Annotated in this window: 20 protein-coding genes; 17 read left to right on the forward strand and 3 right to left on the reverse strand. The window is 74.2% G+C overall.

What is annotated here, in order from left to right:
• Positions 1 to 249: 249 nt before the first annotated feature.
• The 7 genes from OG823_RS31030 (at position 250) to OG823_RS31060 (ending at position 9,192) form a co-directional block, all read left to right on the forward strand.
• Positions 250 to 1,248, forward strand: coding sequence for a formylglycine-generating enzyme family protein (locus OG823_RS31030; RefSeq protein WP_371483480.1), 999 nt, complete (start codon positions 250 to 252; stop codon positions 1,246 to 1,248).
• 109 nt (positions 1,249 to 1,357) lie between these two features.
• On the forward strand, positions 1,358 to 2,671 hold the full coding sequence (locus OG823_RS31035) for an ROK family protein (RefSeq protein ID WP_371483482.1): 1,314 nt from the start codon (positions 1,358 to 1,360) through the stop codon (positions 2,669 to 2,671).
• On the forward strand, positions 2,668 to 3,498 hold the full coding sequence (locus OG823_RS31040) for an ABC transporter permease (RefSeq protein WP_371483483.1): 831 nt from the start codon (positions 2,668 to 2,670) through the stop codon (positions 3,496 to 3,498). Before OG823_RS31035 ends, OG823_RS31040 begins: the two co-directional genes overlap by 4 nt.
• Positions 3,495 to 4,274, forward strand: a complete 780-nt coding sequence (locus tag OG823_RS31045; RefSeq protein WP_371483485.1) for an ABC transporter ATP-binding protein — start codon at positions 3,495 to 3,497, stop codon at positions 4,272 to 4,274. The genes OG823_RS31040 and OG823_RS31045 overlap by 4 nt, the downstream gene beginning before the upstream one ends.
• A 93-nt stretch (positions 4,275 to 4,367) precedes the next feature.
• On the forward strand, positions 4,368 to 5,348 hold the full coding sequence (locus tag OG823_RS31050; RefSeq protein WP_371483486.1) for an aliphatic sulfonate ABC transporter substrate-binding protein: 981 nt from the start codon (positions 4,368 to 4,370) through the stop codon (positions 5,346 to 5,348).
• Positions 5,345 to 6,835 (forward strand): sulfatase-like hydrolase/transferase, encoded by a 1,491-nt coding sequence (locus OG823_RS31055; RefSeq protein WP_371483487.1) that lies wholly within the window; start codon positions 5,345 to 5,347, stop codon positions 6,833 to 6,835. Before OG823_RS31050 ends, OG823_RS31055 begins: the two co-directional genes overlap by 4 nt.
• Positions 6,832 to 9,192 (forward strand): family 43 glycosylhydrolase, encoded by a 2,361-nt coding sequence (locus tag OG823_RS31060; RefSeq protein WP_371483489.1) that lies wholly within the window; start codon positions 6,832 to 6,834, stop codon positions 9,190 to 9,192. Before OG823_RS31055 ends, OG823_RS31060 begins: the two co-directional genes overlap by 4 nt.
• Before the next feature lie 77 nt (positions 9,193 to 9,269).
• On the opposite strand, the gene OG823_RS31065 is transcribed toward OG823_RS31060, so the two are convergent.
• A complete protein-coding gene (locus OG823_RS31065; RefSeq protein ID WP_371484721.1) occupies positions 9,270 to 10,421 on the reverse strand; it encodes a serine hydrolase domain-containing protein in 1,152 nt (383 codons plus the stop codon).
• 338 nt (positions 10,422 to 10,759) lie between these two features.
• A complete protein-coding gene (locus OG823_RS31070; RefSeq protein WP_371483490.1) occupies positions 10,760 to 11,491 on the reverse strand; it encodes an SDR family oxidoreductase in 732 nt (243 codons plus the stop codon).
• Between the two features lie 94 nt (positions 11,492 to 11,585).
• Between OG823_RS31070 and OG823_RS31075 the strand changes: the two genes are divergently transcribed.
• From OG823_RS31075 to galK, 9 genes are all read left to right on the forward strand, one after another.
• On the forward strand, positions 11,586 to 12,434 hold the full coding sequence (locus tag OG823_RS31075) for a LysR family transcriptional regulator (protein WP_371483491.1): 849 nt from the start codon (positions 11,586 to 11,588) through the stop codon (positions 12,432 to 12,434).
• 223 nt (positions 12,435 to 12,657) lie between these two features.
• On the forward strand, positions 12,658 to 14,346 hold the full coding sequence (locus tag OG823_RS31080) for an acyclic terpene utilization AtuA family protein (protein WP_371484723.1): 1,689 nt from the start codon (positions 12,658 to 12,660) through the stop codon (positions 14,344 to 14,346).
• Positions 14,343 to 15,941, forward strand: a complete 1,599-nt coding sequence (locus tag OG823_RS31085) for an acyl-CoA carboxylase subunit beta (protein ID WP_371483492.1) — start codon at positions 14,343 to 14,345, stop codon at positions 15,939 to 15,941. Before OG823_RS31080 ends, OG823_RS31085 begins: the two co-directional genes overlap by 4 nt.
• Positions 15,942 to 15,954: 13 nt before the next feature.
• Positions 15,955 to 17,889: a biotin carboxylase N-terminal domain-containing protein gene (locus OG823_RS31090; protein WP_371483494.1), complete on the forward strand. Its 1,935-nt coding sequence runs from the start codon at positions 15,955 to 15,957 to the stop codon at positions 17,887 to 17,889.
• Between the two features lie 28 nt (positions 17,890 to 17,917).
• Positions 17,918 to 19,108: an acyl-CoA dehydrogenase family protein gene (locus tag OG823_RS31095; protein ID WP_371483495.1), complete on the forward strand. Its 1,191-nt coding sequence runs from the start codon at positions 17,918 to 17,920 to the stop codon at positions 19,106 to 19,108.
• Positions 19,109 to 19,195: 87 nt separating this feature from the next.
• Complete coding sequence (locus OG823_RS31100; RefSeq protein WP_371483496.1) at positions 19,196 to 20,788, forward strand: AMP-binding protein; 1,593 nt, start codon at positions 19,196 to 19,198, stop codon at positions 20,786 to 20,788.
• A gap of 91 nt (positions 20,789 to 20,879) precedes the next feature.
• A complete protein-coding gene (locus OG823_RS31105) occupies positions 20,880 to 21,497 on the forward strand; it encodes a TetR/AcrR family transcriptional regulator (protein WP_371483498.1) in 618 nt (205 codons plus the stop codon).
• A 288-nt stretch (positions 21,498 to 21,785) separates the two neighbouring features.
• Positions 21,786 to 22,943 (forward strand): galactose-1-phosphate uridylyltransferase, encoded by a 1,158-nt coding sequence (gene galT, locus OG823_RS31110; protein WP_371483499.1) that lies wholly within the window; start codon positions 21,786 to 21,788, stop codon positions 22,941 to 22,943.
• 5 nt (positions 22,944 to 22,948) lie between these two features.
• Positions 22,949 to 24,100 (forward strand): galactokinase, encoded by a 1,152-nt coding sequence (galK, locus tag OG823_RS31115; protein ID WP_371484724.1) that lies wholly within the window; start codon positions 22,949 to 22,951, stop codon positions 24,098 to 24,100.
• Positions 24,101 to 24,284: 184 nt separating this feature from the next.
• Here the strand turns inward: galK and pgm are convergent, their stop codons facing one another.
• Positions 24,285 to 25,928, reverse strand: coding sequence for a phosphoglucomutase (alpha-D-glucose-1,6-bisphosphate-dependent) (pgm, locus tag OG823_RS31120; RefSeq protein ID WP_371483501.1), 1,644 nt, complete (start codon positions 25,926 to 25,928; stop codon positions 24,285 to 24,287).
• A 136-nt stretch (positions 25,929 to 26,064) separates the two neighbouring features.
• Between pgm and OG823_RS31125 the strand changes: the two genes are divergently transcribed.
• Positions 26,065 to 26,268 (forward strand): DUF6011 domain-containing protein, encoded by a 204-nt coding sequence (locus OG823_RS31125; protein ID WP_371483503.1) that lies wholly within the window; start codon positions 26,065 to 26,067, stop codon positions 26,266 to 26,268.
• The last annotated feature ends 166 nt before the right edge of the window (positions 26,269 to 26,434 follow it).

A 26,434-nucleotide genomic window follows, 5' to 3' on the forward strand; every position in this document is an offset into this window, starting at 1 on the left:
GGGAGAGAGCGGTCGAGGGCATGGCGGTACGACCGGGCGGGCCCGTCCGCAGGGTTAGGTTAGGCTAACCATAGCCTGATCGACCGCCGGGGTCCATGTCGCGCTCCCGCTGATCCGCCGCCGGGCCGACCCCTCGTCAGCCCGGCGGTCGGGCGGCCCCGCCTCCCCTCCGACCGCCGCGCCCGCCGGGCCGGACGGCCGGCTCATATGATCAAGGAACGGTCCCAAACCAACGCCGGGAGAGCCGACATGAAGGAAGCCGCGCCCAGCGCGAACAGCTGCTGCCCGCCCTCGCGCGCGAGCGGCGCCCGCCCGGCCGATCCCGGGCCGGTGGTCCCGGTGGGCGCCGCCCAGGGGTCCGGCCCCGGGCCGGAGCCCCGATCGGGCGCCGCGGCCGGGCGCGCCGGCACGGTGCTGCTGCCCGGCGGGCCGTTCCTGATGGGCACCGAGGACCCGGAGGGCTTTCCGGCCGACGGCGAGGGCCCGGTCCGGGAGGTCACGGTCCGGCCCTTCCTGATCGACGTGCACGCCGTCTCCAACCGCCGGTTCGGCGCATTCGTCGACGCCACCGACCATGTGACCGAGGCGGAGCGGTTCGGCTGGTCCTACGTGTTCGCCGGCTTCCTGCCCGGGGCGCTACGCCGGGGCGCGCCGCGACCGGCCGAGACGCCCTGGTGGTGCGGGGTGGAGGGCGCCCGGTGGCGGGAGCCGGAGGGACCGGGCAGCGGGCTCGACGGCCGCGCCGACCATCCGGTGGTGCACGTCGCCTGGAGCGACGCGGCCGCCTACTGCCGCTGGGCCGGGAAGCGACTGCCGACGGAGGCCGAGTGGGAGTACGCGGCCCGGGGCGGGTTGGAGCAGCGCCGCTACCCCTGGGGCGACGAGTTGGACCAGGACGGGCGGTACCGCTGCAACATCTGGCGCGGGAGGTTCCCGACCAGGAACACCGCCGAGGACGGCTACCGGGGCACCGCGCCGGTCGACGCCTTCGCGCCCAACGGGTACGGCCTGTACAACGTGGCGGGCAACGTCTGGGAGTGGTGCGCCGACCGGTGGGGCACCGACCACCCGGCCGGGCCGCTCACCGCGCCCACCGGCCCCGCGAGCGGCGGGGCGAGGGTGATGCGCGGCGGCTCGTACCTGTGCCACCACTCCTACTGCAACCGCTACCGGGTGGCCGCGCGGACCGGCAACACCCCGGACAGCACCTCCGGGAACGTCGGCTTCCGCTGCGCCGGGGACGTCTGAGCCCCCGTCGGTCGGCGCCGTACGGGCGGCACCGGGCGGCCCGGGAGTCCGCCATTGCAACCGCATGAACATTTTTCCGGGGTGTTGACGAAAAAATACGGGCGTCAGCATGCTGGGCGGCATGCACAATCACGGTGGCCCGCTGGCGCAGCTGAGACGCGGGCACGAGCAGCTCGTCCTCGGCCTGCTGCGCAGGCACGGCCCGCTCAGCCGGGGAGAGCTGGGCCGGCACGCCGGGCTCTCCCGGACGACCCTGTACGACATCGTCGGCGGCCTGATCGCCGCCGGAGCGGTGGTGGCCGCGGCGAAGGACCCGGGCCCGCGCCGACGCGGCCGTCCGGTCGAACTGCTGACCCTCGATCCGGCGGCCGGTCAGGCGATCGGGATCGACTTCGCCCGGCGCGCCGTGCACGTGGCGGCCGTCAACGTCGCGCACGAGCTGATCGGCTCCGCGACCGAGGCACACCCCGCCGACCTGCCGTGGGCGGACCGGATCGACCTCGCCGAGCGGCTGGTCGCCACCCTGGCCGGCGGCGCGCTGCGGCTGGGACCGGTCGGCGCGGTCGGCGCGATCGGGGTCGGAGTGGTCGGACCGGTCGGCCGCACCGGACCGCCTCCCGCGCTCCCCGCCCCGCCGCCCCCGCCGCCCGCACCGTCGTCCGCTGCCGCTGCCGCTGCCGGTGCCGGTGCCGGTGCCGGTGCAGGAGCCGGAACGGCCGGCGCCGGGGGCGGCCCGGCGCAGGGGCTTGCGGCGCTGCTCGGCGAGCGCTTCGGGGCGCCCGTGCTGCTCGACAACAACACCCGCCTGGCGGCCCTCGCCGAGGCCACCTGGGGTGCCGCGGCCGGTTGTGAGGACGTGGTCTACCTGCGGCTGTCGCACGGCGTCGGGGGTGGACTGGTGGTCGGCGGCTCGCTGCACCGCGGAGTGGACGGCCTGTCCGGCGAGTTCGGGCACATCACCGTCGACCCGGCCGGCGCCCCCTGCGAGTGCGGCGGCGCCGGCTGCCTGGAGACGGTGGCCTCGGTCGGCGCGGTGCTCGGCGCACACCGCGCGGCCGGCGGCGCCGCCGAGGACCTGCCCGCCCTGCTCGCGGCGGTCGACGCCGGCGACCCGGCGGCGCTCGCCCTGCTGGCCACGGTCGGCGACCGGGTGGGCTCGGTGCTCGCCGCCGTCTGCAACGCGCTCGGCCCGGGCGTGATCGTGCTCGGAGGCGAACTCGCCGAGGCCGGCCCGGCCCTCGTCGGCGCCGTCGAGCGGGCGCTCGACGCCCACGCGCTGCCGGTCTCCCGAGGCCGGGTGACGATCGGCCGGGCCTCCCTGGGCGAGGCCGGCGGCGCCCTCGGCGGGATCGCCCTGGTCCTGCGCGAGTCACCGCTGCTCGCCCGCTACCCGGCGCAGCCGGAACCGAAGGAGGACGTATGAGCAGGGCCGACACCGCCACGGACGTGCCGGCCGCCGCGACACGCGGGCGGCCCGCCCCGGCGGCGGAGCGCGCCCCCCGGCGCCGTCCGCGGCCACTGTGGCTCAACCTCGCCGCGCTCGGCGTCGGCCTGGCCGGCTGGGCGCTGCTGGCGGCGACCGGGGTGCAGGGCCTGCCCGGGCCGGTCGCGGTGGCCCAGCGGGCCGGCGAGCTGATCGCGGACGGCACCCTCCCGGACGACGTCCTGGCCAGCCTGCGCCGGGTGCTCATCGGCTTCGCGCTCGGCACCCTGGCCGCGGTGCCGGTCGGCTTCCTGATGGGCTGGTACCCCGTGGCACGCGGGCTGCTGGAGCCCTACGTCCAGTTCTTCCGGACCATCCCGCCCCTGGCGCTGATCCCGCTGGCGGTGGTCCTGCTGGGCATCGGCGAGGTGCCGAAGGTCTTCGTGATCTTCCTGGCTGCCTTCCTGTCCAGCGTGGTGGCGGCCTTCCAGGGGGTGATCGGCGTGGACCGGACGCTGATCGACGCCGCCCGGGTGCTCGGAGCCAGGGACGGCACCATCTTCCTCAAGGTCGTGGTGCCGGCCTCCGCGCCGTTCATCCTGGTCGGCATGCGGATCGGCCTCGGTTCGGCCTGGGGCACCCTGGTGGCAGCCGAACTGATCGCGGCCCAGGAGGGTCTGGGCTTCCGGATGCAGCAGGCCGAGCTCTACTACGACCTCCCCACGATCTTCGTGGGCCTGATCGCGATCGGCCTGCTCGGTCTGCTCATGGACCGGCTGCTGCTGCTCGCCGAACGACGCCTCACCGGCTGGCAGGAGCGACGATGAACGCCAAGATCTCCTTCCGGGACGTCTCGCGGACCTACCGGGTCAACGACGCGGACTTCACCGCGGTCGACCACGTCTCGCTGGACGTCGCCGACCGGGAGTTCGTCACCGTGGTCGGCCCGTCCGGCTGCGGCAAGAGCACGCTGCTCGGCATGGCCGCCGGCCTGGTCGCACCGACCGGGGGAGAGGTGCTCGTGGACGGCCGGGCGGTCACCGGCCCCGGGCCCGACCGGGGTGTCATCTTCCAGCAGTACGCGCTCTTTCCGTGGCTGACCGTGCGGGGCAACGTCGAGTTCGGCCTGAAGGTGGCCGCGGTGCCGGCCGCCGAACGCCGCCGGCGCGCCGACCGGGCGATCGAGCTGGTCGGCCTCGGCGACTTCGCCGACGCGCTGCCCAAGACGCTCTCCGGCGGCATGAAGCAGCGCTGCGCCATCGCCCGGGCGTACGCCGTCGACCCCGAAGTCCTGCTGATGGACGAGCCGTTCGGCGCGCTCGACGCGCTCACCCGGGTCCAGCTGCAGGACCAGCTGCTGGAGACCTGGAGCCGGCAGCGCCGGACCGTCCTGTTCATCACCCACGACGTGGACGAGGCCGTCTACCTGGCCGGCCGGGTGATCGTGATGGCCGCCAGGCCGGGCCGGATCCACAGCGTGATCGACGTGGATCTGCCCTACCCCCGGACGGAGGAGATCCGGCTCTCGCCCGGGTTCGCCCGCCTGCGCAACCAGGTCTGGCACGCCGTCTACCACCAGCCGGCGGTCGCCGCCGCACGCTGACCCGCCCACCCGCCCCGCCTCTCGCCCCGTCTCTCGTGCCGCGCCGCTGCACACGCTCCGCACACCCGCACACTCCCGAAGGACTCCCACGCCATGCGTATACTCCAGCGCGCCCTCGCGGCGGCCTCCGTGGCGACCCTGCTGTCGCTCTCCGTGACGGCCTGCTCCGACGGCGCCGCCGCCGGGGCCCAGAAGGTCCGCTTCGGCTACATCAGCGACTTCAACGGCGCGAGCCTGCTGGCCATCGCCGACAAGCAGGGCCTCTGGAAGGAGCAGGGACTCAGCCCCGAGGCCAAGGTGTTCACCAACGGGCCGCTGCAGATCACCGCGCTGGGCGCGGGCGACCTCGACTTCGGCTACATCGGCCCCGGCGCGATCTGGCTGCCCGCCTCCGGCAAGGCGAAGATCGTCGCGATCGACACCCTCACGTACGCCGACCGGGTGATCGCCCAGCCCGGCATCGCCTCGGTGAAGGATCTCAAGGGCAAGAAGGTCGGGGTGCCGGCCGGCACCTCCGGCGAGATGGTGCTCAACCTCGCGCTCCAGCAGGCCGGCATGAGCCCCAAGGACGTCCAGAAGGTGCCGATGGACGCCGCCACCATCGTCTCGGCCTTCGCCGCCGGCCAGATCGACGCGGCGGGCATCTGGTACCCCCTGATCGACACCATCAAGGCCAGGAAGCCCGGTCTGACCGAGGTCGCCAGCACCCGCGACCTCGACGGACGGGCCTTCCCGACCGCCTTCGTCTCGGGGACGAAGACCGACCCGAAGCTCACCGAGAAGGTCGTCAAGGTGCTGCAGAAGGCCAACGACTGGCGCGCCGCGCACCCCGACGAGGCGATCACCGAGGCCGCCGCCCTGCTGAGACTGGACCCGGCCAAGGTGAAGGCCGACGCCGCCAACGTGCAGACCATGACCACCGCCGAGCTGGTCGCCAGGACCGAGGACGGCACGGTGGGGACCTGGCTCAAGGGCCTCGGCGACTTCTTCGTCGCCACCGGCCAGTTGCCCTCCTCGCCGGACCCGTCGGCCTACTACTCCGGCGACCTCTACACGAAGGCGTACGGGAAGTGAACCTGCTCTTCCTGATGACCGACCAGCACCGGGTCGACACCCTCGGCTGCTACGGCAACCCGCACGTCGCCACCCCCCACCTGGACCGGCTGGCGGCCACCGGCACCCGCTTCGAACGGTTCTACACCCCCACCGCCATCTGCACCCCGGCCCGCGCCAGTCTGCTGACCGGCCAGGCGCCCTTCCGGCACCGGCTGCTGGCCAACCAGGAGCGCAACGTCGGGTACCTGGAGGACCTGCGCGCGGACGTCTTCACCTTCGCCGGAGCGCTGCGCGAGCACGGGTACCGGCTCGGCCTGATCGGCAAGTGGCACGGCGGCACCGAGCGCAACGCGGCCTCGTACGGCTTCGAGGGGCCGGACCTGCCGGGCTGGCACAACCCGGTCGACCATCCCGACTACCTGGCCCACCTCGCCGAGCGGGGCCTGCCGCCCTACCGGATCTCCGAGCCGATCCGCGGCACCACACCCAACGGCAACCCCAGCAACCTGCTCGCGGCCCGGCTGCACCAGCCGGTGGAGGCGACCTTCGAGTACTACCTCGCCACCCGGGCCATCGAGCAGTTGGAGCGGTACGCCGCCGATCCGGACGGCCGTCCGTTCTACCTGGCCACCCACTTCTTCGGACCGCACCTGCCCTACCTGCTGCCCGACGAGTACTTCGACCTGTACGACCCGGAGCTGGTCGAGCTGCCGCCGTCGATCGCCGAGACCTTCGAGGGCAAGCCGCCGGTCCAGCGCAACTACAGCGAGCACTGGGCCTTCGACACCATCCCGATCGAGGTCAGCCGCAAGCTGATCGCGGTGTACTGGGGCTACGTCACGCTCATCGACGAACAGATCGGGCGCATCCTCACCCGGCTGGACGAACTCGGCCTCGCCGAAAACACCTCGGTGTTCTTCACGGCCGACCACGGCGAGTTCACCGGTGCGCACCGCCTGCACGACAAGGGCCCGGCGATGTACGAGGACATCTACCGCATCCCCGGCATCCTCCGGGTGCCCGGCGCCGCTCCGCAGGTGCGCGGGGAACTCGTCTCGCTCACCGACTGCACCGCGACCATCCTGGACCTCGCCGGCCTGGACACCGCACCCGCCGTCGACAGCCGCAGCCTGCTGCCGCTGGTCCGCGGCGAGCGGCCGCCCTGGGCGGCCGAACTGGTCGCCGAGTACCACGGCCACCATTTCCCGTACCCGCAGCGGATGATCCGCGACGACCGCTACAAGCTGGTCGTCAACCCCGAGTCGGTCAACGAGCTGTACGACCTGGAGCAGGATCCGCACGAACTGGCCAACCGCTACCGCCACCCCGAACTGCACGCCGTGCGAGGCCGGTTGATGCGGCGGTTGTACGACCTGCTGCGGGAGCGGGGCGACAACTTCTACCACTGGATGACGCCGATGTACGACATCGGTGCCGCCGACCACGACCCGAGCCTGAGTGCCTTCGAGCCGGGCCGGGCACCCACCACCGAGGAGAGGTCATGACCCCCACACCCCGGTCGAGGCGGACCGGCTGGGCCCGGGCCGCCGGAGCCGTCGCGTTGTTGCTCGGGTTCACCGCCGGGCCGCTGCCGGCCGCCCACGGAGCCGGCGTGCCGACCGTCAGTACGGTGTCCACCTACACCAACCCGGTGACGGCCGGCACGGTGGACACCTTCCCCGACCCGTCGATGATCCGCGGCAAGGACGGCCTCTGGTACGCCTACGGCACCCAGAACCCGGTCTTCCAGAGCAAGGGCGAGGACGGCGAGCGCATCCTGCCGATCCTGCGCTCGGCCGACCTGGTGCACTGGACGTACGCCGGGGAGGTCTTCACCCCGGCGACCCAGCCGGCCTGGGAGGGCGGATCCCGCCTGTGGGCGCCGGACATCCGGTACTTCGACGGCCACTACAGCCTGTACTACTCGGTGCCCGGCGCCGGCACGGTGGCGATCGCCACCGCCCCGACCCCGACCGGCCCCTGGACGGACGGCGGCTCGGTGCTCCCCTCGCCCAGCGGCTGCCCGTCCGGCAACATCGACCAGGCGCAGTTCACCGACACCGACGGCCGGCCCTACCTGTACTGGGGCAGCTACGACACCATCTGCGTCGCCGAGCTGACCGGTGACCGGACCCGCACCCAGGGCGCCGTCACCCAGGTCGCCCGGGGCCGACGGGTCGAGGGCGGCTTCGTCGTCCACCGGGACGGCTACTACTACCTGTTCTACTCCGACGCGGGCTGCTGCTCCGGCGCCTTCAGCGGCTACCAGGTGAAGGTCGGCCGGGCCACCGGTCCGCTCGGTCCCTTCCTCGACGACCAGGGCGTCGACCTGACCGCGCTCACCAGCAAGGCCGGCTTCGTGGCCGGCGCCAACGGCGACCGCTGGATCGGCCCCGGCCACAACGCGATCCAGACCGACCTGGCCGGCCAGGACTGGCTGGTCTACCACGCCATACCGTCCGAGGCGCCCGACCTCGCCCCGGCCTCCGGCGGCACGCTGAAACTGACCCGGCGTCCGATGCTGATCGACCGGCTCGACTGGATCGACGGCTGGCCCGTGCTGCGGGCCGGTGCGGGCCCCTCGGACACCGCCACCGCCGCGCCGGTGACCAACTGGACGGCCGGCGGGACGTTCAACGACGCCACCCTGAACGGCTGGCGCGCCGAGGGCGCCGGCACCGGTGGCTGGTCGACGCCGACCGAGCAGGACTCCGGCGGCCACGCCGAGCACGCCGACTCCGGCGCCGCCCCGGCGTACCTGGTCAGCACCACGGGTGCGGCGGCGAACGTCCGGGCCGAGGCGGATCTGCGGGTCACCGCGGCAGGTGGCGCCGCCGGCCTCACGCTCGGCTACGCCGGGCCCGGCGACCGGATCACGGCCTGGCTGGACCGCGGCCGGGGCGCCCTGGTCACGGAGGTCACCGTGGGCGGGGTCGCGGCCGGTGAGCAGGTCACCGCGCTGCCGGCCGGCTTCACCTGGAACACCTGGCACAACGTCAGCGCCGAACTGCGGGGGACGGCGCTCAGCGTCGAGGTCAGCCACGACCGGCTGCACGATCCGGTGGCCGTCCAGCAGCGCACCGTACCGGCGGGCGCCGCCCGTGGCGGGGCGGTCGGCCTGGCCGCCCGCGGGCCGGGCGCGGCCGGCGACAACGTCGGCGCGGCCACCCTCCACACACCGGTGACCAGCAGGGTGGCCACCCCGGTGCCGGGGGCCCTGCTCCCCGCCTACAGCGACGAGTTCGACGCGGGCGGCGTGCCGGGCACCACCGCGGGCTCGCCCTGGAGCTGGGTGCGCGGACCGGCCGCCGGCGCCACGGCGGGCGGCGGTCAGCTCGCCTGGCCGACCCAGGACGCCGAGCTCTACCTGGGCACCAACACCGCCTCGGTCCTGCTGCGGGACGCGCCCCAGGGCGACTACACGGTCGAGACGGAGATCCACTTCGCGCCCGGCCAGGCGTCCCAGCAGGCGGGCCTGGTGCTCTACGAGAACGACGACCGCTGGTTCAAGCTGGTCCACTCGGTCCTGCCGCTCAACAACGGAGGCGGAGCGCTGCTGAACGTCAGCGAGTTCGGCAAGGAGGGCGAAGCTCCGACCACCACGCCGCCGACGGCGGTGGCGAACGCCCCGATGTTCGGCGGCCCGACCGCGGACACCCTGTGGCTGCGGCTGGCCCGCCACCTGGACACCGCGCACCAGGAGAACGAGGTCCGGGCGGCGACCAGCCGCGACGGCGTGCACTGGGTGTACGGCGGTGTGTGGACCCTGCCGGTCAGGGGCGCCCTGAAAATCGGCCTGGTCTCGATGAACAGGTCGGGTGCCACGGCCCGCTTCGACTACCTTCGCACCTACCAGGGGTAGCGGACCGGACCGGACCCCGGACCCCGGGCGCCACACCGAGGCCGGGGGCCGGGGCCCGGACGTGCCGGGTCCGGCCGTCACGCACCGGCCGCCCGGAGCACCGCCGCCACCAGCCGGTCGTTCTCCGCGGCCGGGCCCGGGGCGAGGGCGAACCGCCGCCTGGTGTAGCCGTACGCGACGCCGCTGCGGGGGTCGCCGAAGGCCTGGGAGCCGGCCGCGCCGCCGTGACCGAAGGCGTCCGGGCCCAGGGAGGGGTAGCGCGTGTGCTGGGCCTCGAAGCCGAGGCCGAAGTGGTCCGGCTCGCCGGTGACCAGGTCGGTGCCGGGCGTCCGCAGGAGGCCGAACTCGGCCACGGTGTCGGGCTTCAGCAGGGGCGCCCGGCCGTCCGGGCCGCCGAGGGCCGCCGCGTACATCCCGGCCAGCCCGCGCGCGTTGCCGACCCCGCCCGCGGAGGTGGGGCCGAGCGCCCGGACCGCCCGGCTGTTGGCGTACTCCACCAGGTCGGTCGGTACCGCGCCGTTCTGGTTGAGGGCGACGATCAGCAGCGGGTTCGGGGCCGCTGCGGCGACCGCGGCCTCGGCGGGCCGGCCCTCGGTGGGCCGGGGCGGGCGGATCGGGACGTACCGCGCCTCCAGCGCCTCGGGCAGCCCGAGGTACAGGTCCAGCCCGTACGGCTGCCTGACCCGCTCCTCGAACAGCTCCTGGATCGAGCGCCCGGTGGCGCGGCGGACCACCTCGCCGGTCAGGGCGCCGATCACCAGCGCGTGGTAGCCGTACCCCTCGCCGGGTGTCCAGTACGGGCGCTGACCGGCCAGCCGGGCGGCGGCCAGTCGGTCGTCGGCCAGCTCGGCGGGGCTGAGGCCGCCCTCCGCACCGATCACCCCGGAGCGGTGCTCCAGCAGCTGCCGCAGAGTCAGGGCGCCCTTGCCCTCAGCGGCGAACTCCGGCCAGTGGAAGGACACTTCGCGATCCAGCCGCAGTACGCCGTCCTGCACCAGCAGCGCGACGACCAGGTGCGCGGCGCCCTTGGCGGAGGAGTAGACGGCGGTCAGCGAATCACCCGTCAGCCCCTCGCCGGCCCACAGGTCGACCACTCGCCGCCCGTGCAGGTGGACCGCGAGCTGGGAGCCCGGCTCGTCCGGCTCCTCCGCGAGTACGGCGGCGAACTCCTCCCGGACACCCTCGAACCCCTCCGCGACCGTTCCTCGCACGCTGACCTCGTCCGGCATGGCTACCCCCTGGTGATCATCGACGTTCAGAGGCCACAGCACGCCCGGTGGCGGCTGTGACCGGCAGTACTGGTTGGTGGGACAGCGCTGGTCGGTGGGACAGCGCTGGTTGGCGAGGCGGCGCTGGATCTCGTGCCGGTGGCCGGTGGCCCATCGCGTCCGGCCGTGCAGCGGGTCGGTCATCCGGGCTCCCGACACGGTCCGGGGGCTCCCGACACGGTCCGGGCGAAGTCCCTCTCCGACGGACCACGTGCCTCGAAGGGACCGTCGCTGCCCGGACGCCGCTCGCGGGGCGGCCGACCCGCCCTCGGCCCGGCGGCTGACGACCGCCGGGCACATCACCAGGGCAGCACGCCTGCGTCGTCGAAGAACGTGCCGGTCGGGCCGTCGTCGGGCAGGGTCGCGAGTTCGATGGCGATCGCCGCGCCCTGTTCGGGGGTGCGCACGCCGCGGAAGCCGGTGAGGTCGGTCGCGACGTAGCCGGGGCACGCGGCGTTGATCAGGATGTTCGTGCCGCTCAACTCCCTGGCGTACTGGAGGGTGACAGCGTTCAGGAACGTCTTCGACGGCGGGTACGCCGCGGCCACCGGACCGGCCGTCTGCTCAGCAGCGGGCCCCGACTGCCGGGCGAGGGAGCCGACACTGCTCGACATGTTCACGATCCGTGGTGAGGCGGAGCGGCGCAGCATCGGCAGCATCGCGTTGGTGACACGGATGACGCCGATCACGTTGGTCTCCACGACCGTCCGGATGGTGGCGGGATCGACCAGGGTGGGCTCCTGCGGCATGCCGCCGGTGATGCCGGCGTTGTTGACGAGCACGTCGAGGCGCCCGGCCTGTTCCTCGATCAGCCGTGCGGCGGTGGTCGCGCTCGCGTCGTCGGTCACGTCCAGTGGTACGCCGAACGCGTCGACGCCGGCCGCACGCAGTCTCTCCACCGCGGCCTCGCGGCGCTGATCGTCGCGGGCGCCGACGCCGACGCGCCAGCCGAGGGCTCCCAGGCCCGCGGCGATCTCGTAGCCAATTCCCTTGTTCGCGCCGGTGACCAGCGCAATCGTCCGTTCGCTCATAGGGACGATGCTGCCGCGGCGCCCGGCGGGGGTCCAACACCGATCGGGTGGCCAACGATACCGTCCAGGTATTGATCCGGAGTAACGTGGCGGTATGGAGACCCGGGAACTGCGTTATTTCGTCGCCGTCGCCGAGGAGTTGCACTTCGGGCGCGCCGCGCAACGGCTCGGGATGGCGCAGCCGCCGCTGTCACGGGCCATCCAGCTGCTCGAACGCCGGCTCGGGGCGGCGCTGTTGGACCGGACCAGCCGCACTGTCACGCTGACCGACGCCGGCTCGGTGCTGCTGGTCGAGGGCCGGGCGGCGCTCGACGCGGTCGACGCGGCCGAGCGCCGGACCCGCCGCGCCGCCCTCTCCGCGACCGGCCGTCCCGGCCTGGCGCTGGTCACCAAAGCGAGCGCGTCCCGCGAACTGCTGGCGAAACTGCTCGACGCGTACGCCGCCGAACCCGGCGCGGTCCCCGTGGAGGTCATCCTGTGCGGCCCGGCCGAGCAGCAACGACTCCTGCGCGAGGGCCGGGCCGATGTGGCGCTGCTGCACCGGCCGTTCGACTCGACGGCCGGGTTCCACACCGAGGAGCTCGGCACGGAGGGCCAGGTCGTGGTCCTGCCGGCCGGGCATCCGCTCACCACCCGGGCCCATGTGCACATGGCCGACATCTCCGGCCTGCCGGGCCTGCCCCTGCCCCGCTGGCCCGCCTCCGACGGCACCTACCCGCCCGGACCCGGTCCGCAGGTCCGTGACCACGCGCAGTTGTTGCAGCTCGTCGCGCTGGGCCGTGCCTGCGCGGTCTCACCGGAGTCCTGCCGGGCCCAGCTGCACGGTGACCTCGCCGCCGTGCCCGTGCTGGACGCGCCGACCGTCACCACGGTGATCGCCTGGCCACCGCACAGCCGCTCCAGAGCCGTCGCCGACCTCGTCCGGACGGCGACACGTCTCTAGCGGGTCCGACACGCCCGGCCAGGTTCCACCCGTCGTGCCCCGACCGAGGCCGTCGGCTGCGGTCGGTCAGGGTGCATCGACGTCCGTCGCCGACGGTCAGGGTGGCGCCCGTACCCGTCCAGGAGCACCAAGGGCACAAAACAAGCAGGCATGCTTGCTTTTTCTCCGGGCCGGTGCCACGCTGCTGCGCGACGGCAGACGGCAGAGCAGGGGAGGCGTCTCGGTGCTGCGGATCGGCAATGCTTCGGGCTTCTACGGTGACCGCTTCACGGCCGTCCGGGAGATGCTCACCGATGGCCCGCTGGACGTCCTCACCGGCGACTACCTCGCCGAACTCACCATGCTGATCCTCGCCAGGGACCGCCTGAAGGATCCGGGCCTCGGCTACGCCAGGACCTTCCTGCGCCAGATGGACGACTGCCTCGGCCTGGCCCTGGACCGGCGGGTGCGGATCGTGGTGAACGCCGGCGGCCTCAACCCCGCCCGGCTCGCCGACGCGCTGCGCGAACTCGCCGCCGACCAGGGCCGCACGCTGCGGGTCGGCCACGTCGAGGGAGACGATCTGCTGCCCCGCGCCGCCGAGTTCGGCCTGCCGGAGGGCCTGCTGGCGGCCAACGCCTACCTCGGCGCCTTCGGCATCGCCGAGTGCCTGCGCGGCGGCGCCGACCTCGTCGTCACCGGCCGGGTCACCGACGCCGCCCTGGTGGCCGGACCGGCCGCCGCCCACTTCGGCTGGGGCCCGGCCGACCTCGACGCCCTCGCCGGCGCCGTGGTGGCCGGCCACGTCCTCGAATGCGGAGCCCAGGCCACCGGAGGCAACTACGCCTTCTTCCGGGAGCACGACGTCACCCGGCCAGGCTTCCCGATCGCCGAACTGCACGCCGACGGCAGCAGCGTCATCACCAAGCACCCGGGCACCGGCGGCGCGGTGACCACCGGCACCGTCACCGCCCAACTCCTCTACGAGACCGCAGGCGCGCGCTACGCCGGCCCCGACGTCACCGCCAGGCTCGACACCGTCCGCCTCACCGCCGAGGGCCCGGACCGGGTACGGATCAGCGGTGTGCGCGGCGAGGCCCCGCCACCCACCCTCAAGACCGGGCTGAACCGGATCGGCGGCTGGCGCAGCGAGGTGGTGTTCGTCCTCACGGGACTGGACGTCGAGGCCAAGGCCGCGCTGGTCCGCGCCCAGCTCGACCGGGCGCTGGGCGAGGACCGCCCGGCCGAGCTGCGGTGGACCCTGGCCCGGACCGACCACGCGGACGCCGCCGTCGAGGAGGAGGCGAGCGCCCTGCTCCGGCTCACCGCCCGCGACCGCGACCAGCGCCGGGTCGGCCGCGCCCTGAGCGCCGCCGCCGTCGAACTCGGCCTGGCCAGCTACCCGGGCTTCCACCTCACCGCCCCGCCGGGCCCGGGCACGCCCTACGGGGTCTTCGAGGCGGTGCACGTCCCCGCGAAGAGCGTCGAGCACACCGCGGTACTCCCCGACGGCGCCCGCACCGCCGTACCGCCGGCCCCCGTCACCCGCCCGCTCGCCGACGCCCCCGCCCCGGCGCTGCCCCGGCCGCTCGCCCCCGGCCCGACCCGACGCGTCCCGCTGGGCCTGGTCCTCGGCGCCCGCAGTGGGGACAAGGGCGGCGACGCCAACCTCGGCGTCTGGGCCCGTGACGAGGACGGCTGGCGCTGGCTCGCGCACACCCTCACCACCGGTCTGCTGCGCGAACTGCTGCCGGAGACGGCCGAATCGGTCCTCACCCGGCACCTGCTGCCGAACCTGCGGGCGGTCAACTTCACCGTCCAGGGCCTGCTCGGCGAGGGCGTCGGGGCCCAGGCCCGCTTCGACCCGCAGGCGAAGGCCCTGGGGGAGTGGCTGCGCTCCCGCCACCTCGACATTCCGGAGGTCCTGCTGTGACCGCGCTGCCCACCCGACTCGACCCGGCCGGGGCCGAGTTCGCCGGCCACCGCGCCGCGATGCTCGACCGGCTCACCGCCCTGGACGCCGAACACGCCAAGGCGCTGGCGGGCGGCGGCCCCCGGTACGTCGAGCGCCACCGCGCTCGCGGCAAGCTGCTGCCCCGCGAGCGCATCGAGCTGCTGGTCGACCCCGACTCCCCGTTCCTCGAACTCTCCCCGCTCGCCGCCTGGGGCAGCGACCACCCGGTCGGCGCGGCCCTGGTCACCGGCATCGGCGTGATCGAGGGCGTCGAGTGCGTGATCACCGCCAACGACCCGACCGTACGCGGCGGCGCCAGCAACCCCTGGACCCTGCGCAAGGCCCTGCGGGCCAACGAGATCGCGCTGGCGAACCGGCTGCCGCTGGTCAACCTGGTCGAGTCGGGCGGCGCCGACCTGCCCAGCCAGAAGGAGATCTTCATCCCCGGCGGCGCACTGTTCCGCGATCTCACCCGGCTCTCCGCCGCCGGGATCCCCACCGTGGCCGTGGTGTTCGGCAACTCCACGGCCGGAGGCGCCTACGTCCCCGGCATGTCCGACCACACCGTGATGGTGAAGGACCGGGCCAAGGTCTTCCTGGGCGGCCCGCCGCTGGTCAAGATGGCCACCGGTGAGGAGTCCGACGACGAGTCGCTGGGCGGCGCCGCGATGCACGCCCGCACCTCCGGCCTGGCCGACCACTTCGCGCTGGACGAACCCGACGCGCTGCGCCTGACCCGCCGGATCGTGGCCCGGCTCAACCACCGCAAGCCCGGCCCCGCCCCGGACGCCTGCGCGCCCCCGCCCGTGTACGACCAGGAGGAGCTGCTCGGCATCGTCCCGGGCGACCTCAAGGTGCCCTTCGACCCGCGCGAGGTGATCGCCCGGGTGGTCGACGGCTCCGACTTCGACGAGTTCAAGCCGCTCTACGGGGCGAGCCTGGCCACCGGTTGGGCGCGGGTGCACGGGTATCCGGTCGGCATCCTCGCCAACGCCCAGGGTGTGCTGTTCAGCCCGGAGTCGCAGAAGGCCGCCCAGTTCATCCAACTCGCCAACCAGCGCGACATCCCGCTGCTCTTCCTGCACAACACCACCGGCTACATGGTGGGCAGGGACTACGAGCAGGGCGGCATCATCAAGCACGGCGCGATGATGATCAACGCCGTCGCCAACTCCACCGTCCCGCACATCTCCGTGCTGATGGGAGCCTCCTACGGCGCCGGGCACTACGGCATGTGCGGCCGGGCCTACGATCCGCGCTTCCTGTTCGCCTGGCCCAGCGCGAAATCCGCCGTGATGGGCCCTCAGCAACTGGCCGGTGTGCTGTCGATCGTCGCCCGGCAGTCCGCGGCCGCCAAGGGACAGCCCTACGACGAGGACGCGGACGCGGCGATCAGGGCGATGGTCGAGCAGCAGATCGAGGCCGAGTCGCTGCCGGTGTTCCTCTCCGGCCGGCTCTACGACGACGGCGTCATCGACCCGCGCGACACCCGTACCGTGCTCGGCCTCTGCCTCTCCGCGATCCACAACGCCCCCGTCGAGGGCGCGCGCGGCTACGGCGTCTTCCGGATGTGAGGGTCCCACCGACATGATCACTTCTCTGCTGGTCGCCAACCGCGGCGAGATCGCCCGCCGGGTCTTCCGCACCTGCCGCGACCTGGGCATCTCCACCGTCGCCGTGTACGCCGACCCCGACGCCGACGCCCCGCACACCCGGGAGGCCGACAGCGCCGTGCGGCTGCCCGGCGCGGCGGCCGCCGACACCTATCTGCGCGCCGACCGTCTCGTCCGGGCCGCCCTCGACGCGGGCGCCGACGCCGTCCACCCGGGCTACGGATTCCTCTCCGAGAGCGCGGAGTTCGCCCGGGCCGTGCTCGACGCCGGACTGACCTGGATCGGGCCGCCGCCCGCCGCCATCGCCGCGATGGGCTCCAAGACCGAGGCCAAACGGCTGATGGCGGCCGCCGGCGTACCCGTCCTCACGGTCGCCGACGAACCGTCGCAGGCCGACCTCCCCCTGCTGGTCAAGGCGGCGGCCGGCGGCGGCGGCCGCGGCATGCGGGTGGTGCGCTCACTCGACGAACTGCCGGCCGGCCTCGCCGCCGCCCGCGCCGAGGCCGCGAAGGCCTTCGGGTCGGACGAGGTCTTCTGCGAGCCCTACCTGCCCACCGGCCGGCACATCGAGGTGCAGTTGCTGGCCGACACCCACGGGACGGTCTGGGCGGTCGGGATCCGGGACTGCTCGCTCCAGCGCCGGCACCAGAAGGTCATCGAGGAGGCCCCCGCGCCCGGCCTGGACGCCGGGCTGTGCCAGGCGCTGTGCGCCGCGGCGACCGCCGCCGCCCGCGCGATCGGCTACACCGGCGCCGGCACCGCCGAGTTCCTGCTCGCCCCCGACGGGCGGTTCTTCTTCCTGGAGATGAACACCCGCCTGCAGGTCGAGCACCCGGTCACCGAGTGCGTCACCGGCCTGGACCTCGTCGAGCTCCAACTGCGGGTCGCCGAGGGCGAGGCACTGCCGGCCGAGCCGCCCGCCGGCCGGGGCCACGCCATCGAGGCCCGGCTCTACGCGGAGGACCCGGCGGCCGACTGGCAGCCGCAGACCGGCACCCTGCACCGGCTCGAACTGCCGGGCGTCCAGGCCAGGTTCGCCACCGGCAGCACGGAAACGGGGCTTCGGCTGGACTCCGGGGCCGAGGCCGGCAGCGTGATCGGCATCCACTACGACCCGATGCTCGCCAAGGTGATCGCCTGGGCACCCACCCGCGCCGCCGCCGCCCGCCGGCTGGCCGACGCGCTGGCCCGGGCCAGGATCCACGGACTCACCACCAACCGGGAGTTGCTGGTCGCCGCGCTGCGCCACCCCGCCTTCCTGGACGGCCGGGTGCACACCGCCTTCCTCGCCGAGCACGCCGAGAGCCTGCTGCCCCCGTCGGCCGGGGCCGACCCGCTGCCGGCCCTGGCCGCCGCCCTCGCGGACGCCGCCGCCCGCCGCGGCGCGCTGCCCTCCGGCTGGCGCAACCTGCCCTCCGCGCCCCAGATCAAGCGCTACCGGGCCGCCGACGACACCGAGTCGGAGGTCCGCTACCGCCTCACCAGGGACGGCCGTCTGGACGCCGAGCACCACCCGGACACCGAGCTGGTCGCCGCCACCGCCGACCGGGTGGTGCTCGCCGTCGCCGGCCTGCGCCACACCTACGAGGTCGCCGCGTACGGCTCGCTGGTCCAGGTGGACGGGCCCGGCGGCGCCACCGTCCTGACCGCACTCGACCGCTTTCCCGACCCGGCCGTTCAGGTCGAACCGGGCGCCCTGCTCGCCCCCATGCCCGGCATCGTGATCCGCACCGCCGCCGGGGCGGGGGACACCGTCAAGGCCGGCCAGCCGCTGCTCTGGCTGGAGGCGATGAAGATGGAGCACCGCGTCACCGCCCCGGCCGACGGGATCCTCACCGAACTGCGCGTCGCTCCCGGCCAACAGGTCGAACTCGGCGCCCTGCTCGCCGTCGTCCACCCCGCAGACTGACCCCGACCCCGCCCGGAAGGACCCCCTCATGTCCGCACCGCGCACCACGAGCAGCACCGCCGGCGCCCTGATCGAGACTCCCGAACGGCAGGCCCTGCGCCGCGCCGTCGGCGACCTCGGGCGCCGCTACGGCTCCGCCTACTACCTCGACAAGGCCCGCAAGGGCGTCCAGGCCGAGGAACTGTGGTCCGAGGCCGGCAAGTCGGGCTACCTCGGCGTCAACCTCCCGGCCGAGTACGGCGGCGGAGGCGGCGGGATCACCGACCTCGCCATCGTGCTGGAGGAACTCGGCGCCGCCGGATGCCCGTTGCTCCTGCTGATCGTCTCGCCCGCGATCTGCGGCACGGTCATCGCCCGCTACGGCACCGAGGAGCAGAAACGGCGCTGGCTGCCCGGCCTCGCCGACGGCACCCGCCGGATGGCCTTCGGCATCACCGAGCCCGACGCCGGCTCCAACTCCCACCGGATCTCCACCGTCGCCCGCCGGGACGGCGGCGACTGGCTGCTCACCGGCCGCAAGGTGTTCGTCTCCGGCATCGACCACGCCGACGCCGTGCTGTTCGTCGGCCGCACGGAGGACGCCCGCACCGGCAGGCTCAGGCCCGCCCTGTTCGTCGTCCCGCGCGACACCCCCGGCTTCGAGTACCGGCCGATCCCGATGGAACTGGTCGCCCCCGAGAAGCAGTTCCAGGTCTTCCTGGACGACGTCCGGCTGCCCGCCGACGCCCTGGTCGGCGACGAGAACGCCGGGCTGCTCCAGCTCTTCGCCGGGCTCAACCCCGAGCGGATCATGACCGCCGCCTTCTCGCTCGGCCTCGCCCGCCAGGCCCTCGACAAGGCCGTCGACTACGCCAGGGTCCGCACGGTCTGGGACACCCCGATCGGCGCCCACCAGGGCCTGGCCCACCCCCTCGCCCGGTGCGCGATCGAGATCGAACTCGCCCGGCTGATGACCCAGAAGGCGGGGCTGCTCTACGACGCGGGTGACGACGCGGCCGCCGGGGAGGCCGCCAACATGGCCAAGTACGCGGCCGGCGAGGCCGCCGCCCGCACGGTGGACCAGGCCGTCCAGACCCTGGGCGGCAACGGCCTCACCCAGGAGTACGGGCTCGGCGCGCTGCTCACCGCGACCCGGGTCGGCCGGGTGGCACCGGTCAGCCGGGAGATGATCCTCAACTACGTCGCCCAGCACACCCTGGGCCTGCCCCGGTCGTACTGACCGGACCCGTCGCACCCCTGGTCCCCGGCCGCCGCACCCGGCAGGCTGGGGGCAGCCGTCACCATCGATCCGGTCCGGAGGCAGTGCATGGTGTTCCGCAGCGAGTACCCCGACGTCGAGCCCGTCGACCTGCCCGTCCACTCGGCCGTGCTCGGCACGGCCGGCGAACACCCGGACGCGATCGCGCTGATCGACGGCATCACCGGCGAGTCGGTCAGCTACGGCCGGCTCGCCGCCTCGGTCGGCCGGGCCGCCGCCGGACTCGCGGAGGCGGGGGTGCGCCCGGGCGACGTGCTGGCCCTCTACAGCCCGAACACCATCGCCTACCCGGTGGCCTACTACGGCGCCACCGCCGCCGGGGCGACCGTCACCACGGTCAGCTCCCTGACCACCGCGGGCGAGCTCGCCACCCAGCTGCGCGACAGCGGGGCCCGCTGGATCATCACCGTCTCGCCGTTCCTGCCGGTGGCCCGCGCCGCCGCCGAGGCGCTCGCCGACGAGGGCAGGCCGATCCGGGAGATCATCGTCTGCGACGGCGCCGCGGGCCACCGCTCGCTAGCCGACCTGCTGGCCTCCACCGCCCCCGAGCCCGCCCCGGCGATCGACCCCGCCACCGACGTCGCCGTGCTGCCGTACTCCAGCGGCACCACCGGCCTGCCCAAGGGCGTGATGCTCACCCACCGCTCGCTGGCCACCAACCTCGCCCAGACCGACGCGCTGTACCGCCCGGCCGTCGGCGAGCGGGTGCTCGCCGTTCTCCCGTTCTTCCACATCTACGGCCTCGCCGCCCTGCTCAGCCAGCCGCTTCGGTGCGGTTCCACCGTGGTGGTGCTGCCCCGCTTCGACCTGGAGCAGTTCTGTCGCACCATCCAGGAGCAGCGGGTGGAGGCGCTGATCGTGGCCCCGCCGATCGTGCTCGCGCTGGCCAAGCACCCCCTGGTCGACCGGTACGACCTCTCCTCCCTGAAGTACGTGCTCTGCGCCGCCGCGCCGCTGGACGCCGACCTCGCCGACGCCTGCGCCCGCCGGCTCGGCCTGCCGCGGATCCTCCAGGGCTACGGCATGACCGAACTCTCCCCGGTGACCCACGTGGTGGCGCCCTCCGACCCCGACCCGGCGCGCGGCTCGGTCGGCCGGCTGGTGCCGTCCACCGAGCTGCGGGTGACCGCGCTGGACGACCCCGGGACCGACTGCGGGGTGGGCGAGAGCGGCGAGCTGCTGATCCGGGGGCCGCAGGTGATGAAGGGCTACTTCGCCCGTCCTTCCGACACCGCCGCCACCGTCGACGAGGACGGCTGGCTGCACACCGGTGACGTCGGGTACGTGGACGAGCGCGGCTACCTCTTCGTGGTCGACCGGGTGAAGGAGCTGATCAAGTACAAGGGCTACCAGGTCGCGCCGGCCGAGCTGGAGGCGCTCCTGCTCACCCACCCGCAGATCGCCGACGCCGCCGTGATCGGCGTCCAGGGCGCCGACGGGGTGGAGCGCCCGAAGGCATTCGTGGTGCGCGCGCCCGGCAGCGGCCTGACCGAGGAGCAGGTCGCCGAGTTCGTGGCCGGCCAGGTGGCGCCCTACAAGAAGATCCGGGCCGTGGAGTTCCTGGACGCCGTCCCGAAGTCGGCCAGCGGCAAGATCCTGCGCCGCGAACTGCGGGACCGCGAGCGGGCGGCGGCGGGGTGATCTGCGAGGATCGAGGCCGCCGGCGCGCCCCCGGGGCCCGGCGGCCCGACCACCTCAGATCACCCCGCACCCACAGGGACGCCGACCGCCGATGACCGCCCACGCCGCCTCCCGCACGCCCCAGCAGGACCGCAGCCGCGCCACCCGGCGGAGGCTGCTGGAGGCGGCCGTGGACTGCCTCGCCGAGCTGGGCTGGAACGGCAGCACCGTCTCCGTGGTCGCCGAGCGCGCCGGTGTCTCCCGGGGTGCGGCGCAGCACCACTTCCCCACCCGCGAGGACCTCTTCACCGCCGCGGTCGAGCACGTCACGGCCGAGCGGCTGGCGGCGGTGCGCGCCCACGCGGACGAGCTGCCGGAGCCCGGCCCGCTGCGCACCGAGGCCGTGGTGGATCTGATCGTGCGCCTCTACACGGGCCAGCTGTTCCGCGCGGCGCTGCACCTGTGGGTGGCCGCCGCGACCGAGGAGCCGCTGCGGGCGCGGATCGTCGCCCTGGAGAACCACGTCGGACGGGAGTCCCACCGCGCGGCGGTCGAGTTCCTCGGCGCGGACGAGAGCGCCCCGGGCGTGCGGGAGACCGTCCGGGCGACGCTGGACATGGCCCGGGGCCTGGGGCTGGCCAACCTGCTGACCGACGACGGCGCCCGCCGGGCCGGCGTGGTGCGCCAGTGGGCACGGATCCTGGACGCCACGCTGGCCGCCGGCCTCTGACCGGGCGCGGTCGCGGACGGCTTCTCGCGGCGGGGTGACTCTCCCCCGGCGCCGCTCCCGCGCGTCCACGCCCCGGCGCCCCGGGGGCTTCGGACCGGTGGGCCCCGGCGCCTGCGGACCGCCGCGCCGGTGCGGCTGAGAGCCGCGCAGGCGGGCAGACGCACCCGAGCACGTTCCGAAGCGGTCCAATCCGACCGAAGATGTTGACTAATGTCGCATCGCGTTTGATTATGTTGGCATGCTCGGCTCTGCGACGCCGGGCCGGAGCGCAGCCAGAGAGCGGAAACCGTGAACAAGACCTTGACCAAACTGGCCGACGGCCGCGAGCTGATCTACTACGACGAGCATCCCCGCGCCGTGCGGGACGCCGTGGACGCCCGGGAGCTGGAGCCCGTCGCCTGCCTCTCGGAGATCCGCCGCGACGCGGTGACCGGGGACTGGGTGACCGTGGCGGCCCACCGGCAGGGCCGCACCTACCACCCGCCGGCCGACGAGTGCCCGCTCTGCCCGTCCCGGGACGGGCGGCTCAGCGAGATTCCCGACGCCGACTACGACGTCGCCGTCTTCGAGAACCGCTTCCCCTCCCTGGGCGCCGACGCGGCCGAGGTCGCGTCGGGAGATCCGGCCGGCGCCGACCCGCTGCGCACCGCCGCCCCCGGGACGGGCCGCTGCGAGGTGGTCTGCTTCACGCCCGACCACGACGCCTCCTTCGCCGACCTCAGCCCCGAGCGCGCGGCCCTGGTCCTGGCGGCCTGGACGGACCGTACGGCCGAGCTGGCCCAGCTGCCGGGTGTGCGGCAGGTCTACTGCTTCGAGAACCGGGGCGCCGAGATCGGCGTCACGCTGGCCCACTCGCACGGCCAGATCTACGCCCTGCCCTTCGTCACTCCGCGCACCGCCCGGATGGCCCGGCAGGCGGCGGCCCACCGCGAGCGCACCGGCCGCAACCTCGCCGAGGACCTGCTGGCCGCCGAGCGCGCGGCGCACGCCGAAGCCGTGGCGGCGGGCGACCGCAGCGCCGACCGGGTGGTGCTGGCCGGCGAGCACTGGACGGCGTTCGTGCCCTTCGCGGCGCGCTGGCCGTACGAGGTGCACCTCTACCCCAACCGCCGGGTGGCCGACCTCACCGCGCTGGACGAGGCCGAGCGCGCCGAGTTCCCGCGCCTCTACCTCGACCTGCTCGGCCGCTTCGACCGGCTGTTCGTCGAACCGGGGCAGAGCGCCCAGGCGTCCCCCACCCCGTACATCTCGGCCTGGCACCAGGCGCCGTCCGACGACGGCACCCCGGGGCTGGACGAGCTGGCCCTGCACCTGGAACTGTTCACCGTCCGCCGGACGGCGGGCAAGCTGAAGTACCTGGCCGGCGTGGAGTCGGGCATGGACGCGTTCGTCAATGATGTCTCGCCCGAGGCCGCGGCCCGGCGCCTGCGTGAGGTGGCCCTGTGAACCAGCTGAGTACCGACCGTCTGACCGAGGCGTTCACCGCCGTCCACCGCGGCCGGCCCGAGGGCGTCTGGGCGGCTCCCGGGCGGGTCAACCTGATCGGCGAGCACACCGACTACAACGACGGTTTCGTGCTCCCCATCGCCCTTCCGCACACCGCCCGCGCCGCCGTGCGCCGCCGCGAGGACGACGTCCTGCGGCTGCACAGCGCACAGGCGGAGGGCGGCGTGGTCGAACTGACGCCGGACCAGCTGGTGCCCGGCACCGTCGAGAGCTGGGCCAAGTACCCGGCCGGGGTGGTCTGGGCCCTGCGGGAGGCGGGCCACGCGGTCGGTGGCGCCGACATCCACCTGGACAGCGACGTGCCGACCGGCGCCGGCCTCTCCTCCTCGGCCGCACTGGAGTGCGTGGTCGCCACCGCCTTCAACGACCTCTGGGACCTCGGCCTCGGGCCGGTCGAGCTCGGCCTGCTCGCCCAGCGCGCCGAGAACGGATTCGTCGGCGTGCCCTGCGGAGCCATGGACCAGCTCGCCTCCACCTGCTGCGAGGCCGAGCGGGCGATGTTCCTGGACACCCGGTCGCTCTCCGCCCGCCAGCTGCCGGTCGACCTCGCGGCGGCCGGGCTGCGGCTCCTGGTGATCGACACCCGTGTCAAGCACGACCTGGCGGACGGCGCGTACGCCGAGCGCCGCTCGGGCTGTGAGAAGGCCGCCGCCCTGCTCGGCCTGACCGCCCTGCGCGACCTCGCGCCCGACGGCCTGGACGCCGCTCTCGCCACCCTGCCCGACGACGGGCTGCGGTCCCTGACCCGGCACGTGGTGACCGAGAACGCCCGGGTCGAGGCCGCCGTCGAGGCCCTGGTGAAGGGTGACCCGGCCGCGCTCGGTCCGATTCTCACCGCCGGGCACGCCTCGCTGCGGGACGACTTCCTGGTCTCCTGCGCGGAGACCGACCTGGTGGTCGAGGTCGCGCTGGCGGCCGGGGCGCTGGGCGCCCGGATGACCGGTGGCGGCTTCGGCGGCTCGGTGATCGCCCTGGTCACCGAGGACGGCGCCGACGGCGTCGCCGACGCGGTCACGGCGGCCTTCGCGGAGGCCGGCCTCACGGCCCCCAGGATCTTCACGGCCCTCGCCGCCCAGGGCGCCCACCGCCTGTCCTGACCCGCCGCCGCGACCCGCCGCCTGCCCCCGACCCGTCGGGGGCAGGCGGCGGCACACCGGCACCGCACCACCGCAGGACGGCACGGCACGGCACGGCACGGCACAGGACAGCACAGGACAGCACAGCACCGCCGCCCGGAGACGATCCCGGGCGGCGGTGCTGTGCTGCGCCGGTGGTGCGGCGTCAGGCGTGCAGGACGTCCGTGACGAGGGTGCGGGCTTCGTCCTGGACCAGGGCGAGGTGGTCCGGTCCCTGGAAGCTCTCGGCGTAGATCTTGTAGACGTCCTCGGTGCCGGAGGGGCGGGCGGCGAACCAGGCGTTGTCGGTGCAGACCTTGAGCCCGCCGATGGGCTGTCCGTTGCCGGGGGCCTCGGTGAGGATCGCGGTGATGGGTTCGCCGGCGAGCTGGTCGGCCTTGACCCGGTCGGGCGTGAGGGAGGCGAGCAGGGCCTTCTGCTCGCGGGTGGCCGGGGCGTCGATACGGGCGTACGCGGGGTCGCCGAAGCGGGCGGTGAGGTCGTCGTAGCGCTCGGAGGGGCTGCGGCCGGTGACGGCCGTGATCTCGGCGGCGAGCAGGGCCAGCAGGATCCCGTCCTTGTCGGTGGTCCACACGCCGCCGTCGCGGCGCAGGAAGGACGCGCCGGCGGACTCCTCGCCGCCGAAGGCGACGGAGCCCTCCAGCAGGCCGTCGACGAACCACTTGAAGCCGACCGGGACCTCCACCAGGGTGCGCTCCAGCTCCCGGGCGACGCGGTCGATCATGGAGGAGGAGACGAGGGTCTTGCCGATGCCGGCGGTCAGGGACCAGTCGAGGCGGTGGCGGTAGAGGTAGTCGATGGCGACGGCGAGGTAGTGGTTGGGGTTCATCAGGCCGCCGTCCGGCGTGACGATGCCGTGCCGGTCGGCGTCCGCGTCGTTGCCGGTGGCGACCGTGTAGTCGTCCTTGCGGTCGATGAGGGAGGCCATCGCATAGGGGGAGGAGCAGTCCATGCGGATCTTGCCGTCCCAGTCGAGGGTCATGAAGCGCCAGGTCGGGTCGGCGAGGGGGTTGACCACGGTGAGGTCCAGGTGGTGGGTCTCGGCGATGCGGCCCCAGTAGTCGACGGACGCGCCGCCCAGCGGGTCCGCGCCGATGCGCACGCCGGCCGCGCGGATCGCGTCCAGGTTCAGCACCGAGGGCAGGTCCTCGACGTAGGCGGTGAGGAAGTCGTGCCGCCCGGTGGTGTCGGCGCTCAGCGCGCGGCCGTAGGGGATGCGGCGTACGCCGGACAGACCGGCGGCGATGAGTTCGTTGGCGCGGTCCTGGATCCATCCGGTGGCCCGGGAGTCGGCCGGTCCGCCGTGCGGCGGGTTGTACTTGAAGCCGCCGTCGCGCGGCGGGTTGTGCGAGGGGGTCACCACGATGCCGTCCGCCGCCGCCGCGCCGGAGTGCTCCCGGTTGTGGGTGAGGATCGCGTGCGAGACCGCCGGGGTGGGGGTGTAACCGTCCGCACTGTCCACCAGTACCCGGACGCCGTTGCCCGCGAGCACCTCCAGGGCGGTGGCCAGGGCGGGCTGGGACAGGGCGTGGGTGTCCGCGCCCAGGAACAGCGGCCCGGCGGTGCCCTGGGCGGCCCGGTACTCGCAGATGGCCTGCGTGGTGGCCGCGATGTGGTCCTCGTTGAACGCGGTGTCCAGCGAGGACCCCCGGTGCCCCGAGGTCCCGAACGCGACCCGTTGGCCCACCTCCCGCACATCCGGACGCAGGGTGTAGTACGCCGTCACCAACCGCGCCACATCCACCAGATCCCCCGCCTGCGCCGTCAGCCCGGCCCGCACATCCACCATCACGTTCTCCTTCGACGATCATCCGAGTCCTGCCCGCAGGCTAGGCCCTCCCGCTGCCCCCGGCCCGCACCAGCGCCTACCCAGGCAGACCGTGCCCCACGCGCCACCGGCCGACCGGCCGGGGCAGACTGTACGGGTGCCGGAGCCCACCACCCCAGAACCGCCGCTGCCGATCGGACCGATCCCGGCCCGGCTGCCGCAGACCGTCCGCTGCCGCCGCTGCGGGCGACCGCTGCACGACCCGCAGGCGCGGATACTGCGCCTGGGGCGCGAGTGCCGGGGCCCCGAGGACGCGGTCCGGGTGGTCGCGGGCGACCAGGAGGCGCTGCCCGGCCTGTAGCGCGGTCGCCGGGTCGCCGATGACCGTGCAATCTGGAGAGGAACCCGGCCGGGCCGGAAGGCGGCCCGCCCGGGGACGTGCCGACGGGTTGGTTTCCTGATCATGCGCGGATTCGAGTGGGACAGGCCTGACGACGCCCGCCGGGAGAGGCCGGGTCCGGATCCGT

The sequence above is a fragment of the Kitasatospora sp. NBC_00315 genome, assembly GCF_041435095.1.
In the GTDB taxonomy this organism is placed as follows: Bacteria; Actinomycetota; Actinomycetes; order Streptomycetales; family Streptomycetaceae; genus Kitasatospora.

Coding starts and splice junctions, on each gene's coding strand:
- OG823_RS31030 (WP_371483480.1), top strand. CDS start 250: ATGAAGGAAGCCGCGCCCAGCGCGAACAGCTGCTGCCCGCCCTCGCGC.
- OG823_RS31035 (WP_371483482.1), top strand. CDS start 1,358: ATGCTGGGCGGCATGCACAATCACGGTGGCCCGCTGGCGCAGCTGAGA.
- OG823_RS31040 (WP_371483483.1), top strand. CDS start 2,668: ATGAGCAGGGCCGACACCGCCACGGACGTGCCGGCCGCCGCGACACGC.
- OG823_RS31045 (WP_371483485.1), top strand. CDS start 3,495: ATGAACGCCAAGATCTCCTTCCGGGACGTCTCGCGGACCTACCGGGTC.
- OG823_RS31050 (WP_371483486.1), top strand. CDS start 4,368: ATGCGTATACTCCAGCGCGCCCTCGCGGCGGCCTCCGTGGCGACCCTG.
- OG823_RS31060 (WP_371483489.1), top strand. CDS start 6,832: ATGACCCCCACACCCCGGTCGAGGCGGACCGGCTGGGCCCGGGCCGCC.
- OG823_RS31065 (WP_371484721.1), bottom strand. CDS start 10,421: ATGCCGGACGAGGTCAGCGTGCGAGGAACGGTCGCGGAGGGGTTCGAG.
- OG823_RS31070 (WP_371483490.1), bottom strand. CDS start 11,491: ATGAGCGAACGGACGATTGCGCTGGTCACCGGCGCGAACAAGGGAATT.
- OG823_RS31075 (WP_371483491.1), top strand. CDS start 11,586: ATGGAGACCCGGGAACTGCGTTATTTCGTCGCCGTCGCCGAGGAGTTG.
- OG823_RS31090 (WP_371483494.1), top strand. CDS start 15,955: ATGATCACTTCTCTGCTGGTCGCCAACCGCGGCGAGATCGCCCGCCGG.
- OG823_RS31095 (WP_371483495.1), top strand. CDS start 17,918: ATGTCCGCACCGCGCACCACGAGCAGCACCGCCGGCGCCCTGATCGAG.
- OG823_RS31100 (WP_371483496.1), top strand. CDS start 19,196: ATGGTGTTCCGCAGCGAGTACCCCGACGTCGAGCCCGTCGACCTGCCC.
- OG823_RS31105 (WP_371483498.1), top strand. CDS start 20,880: ATGACCGCCCACGCCGCCTCCCGCACGCCCCAGCAGGACCGCAGCCGC.
- pgm (WP_371483501.1), bottom strand. CDS start 25,928: ATGGTGGATGTGCGGGCCGGGCTGACGGCGCAGGCGGGGGATCTGGTG.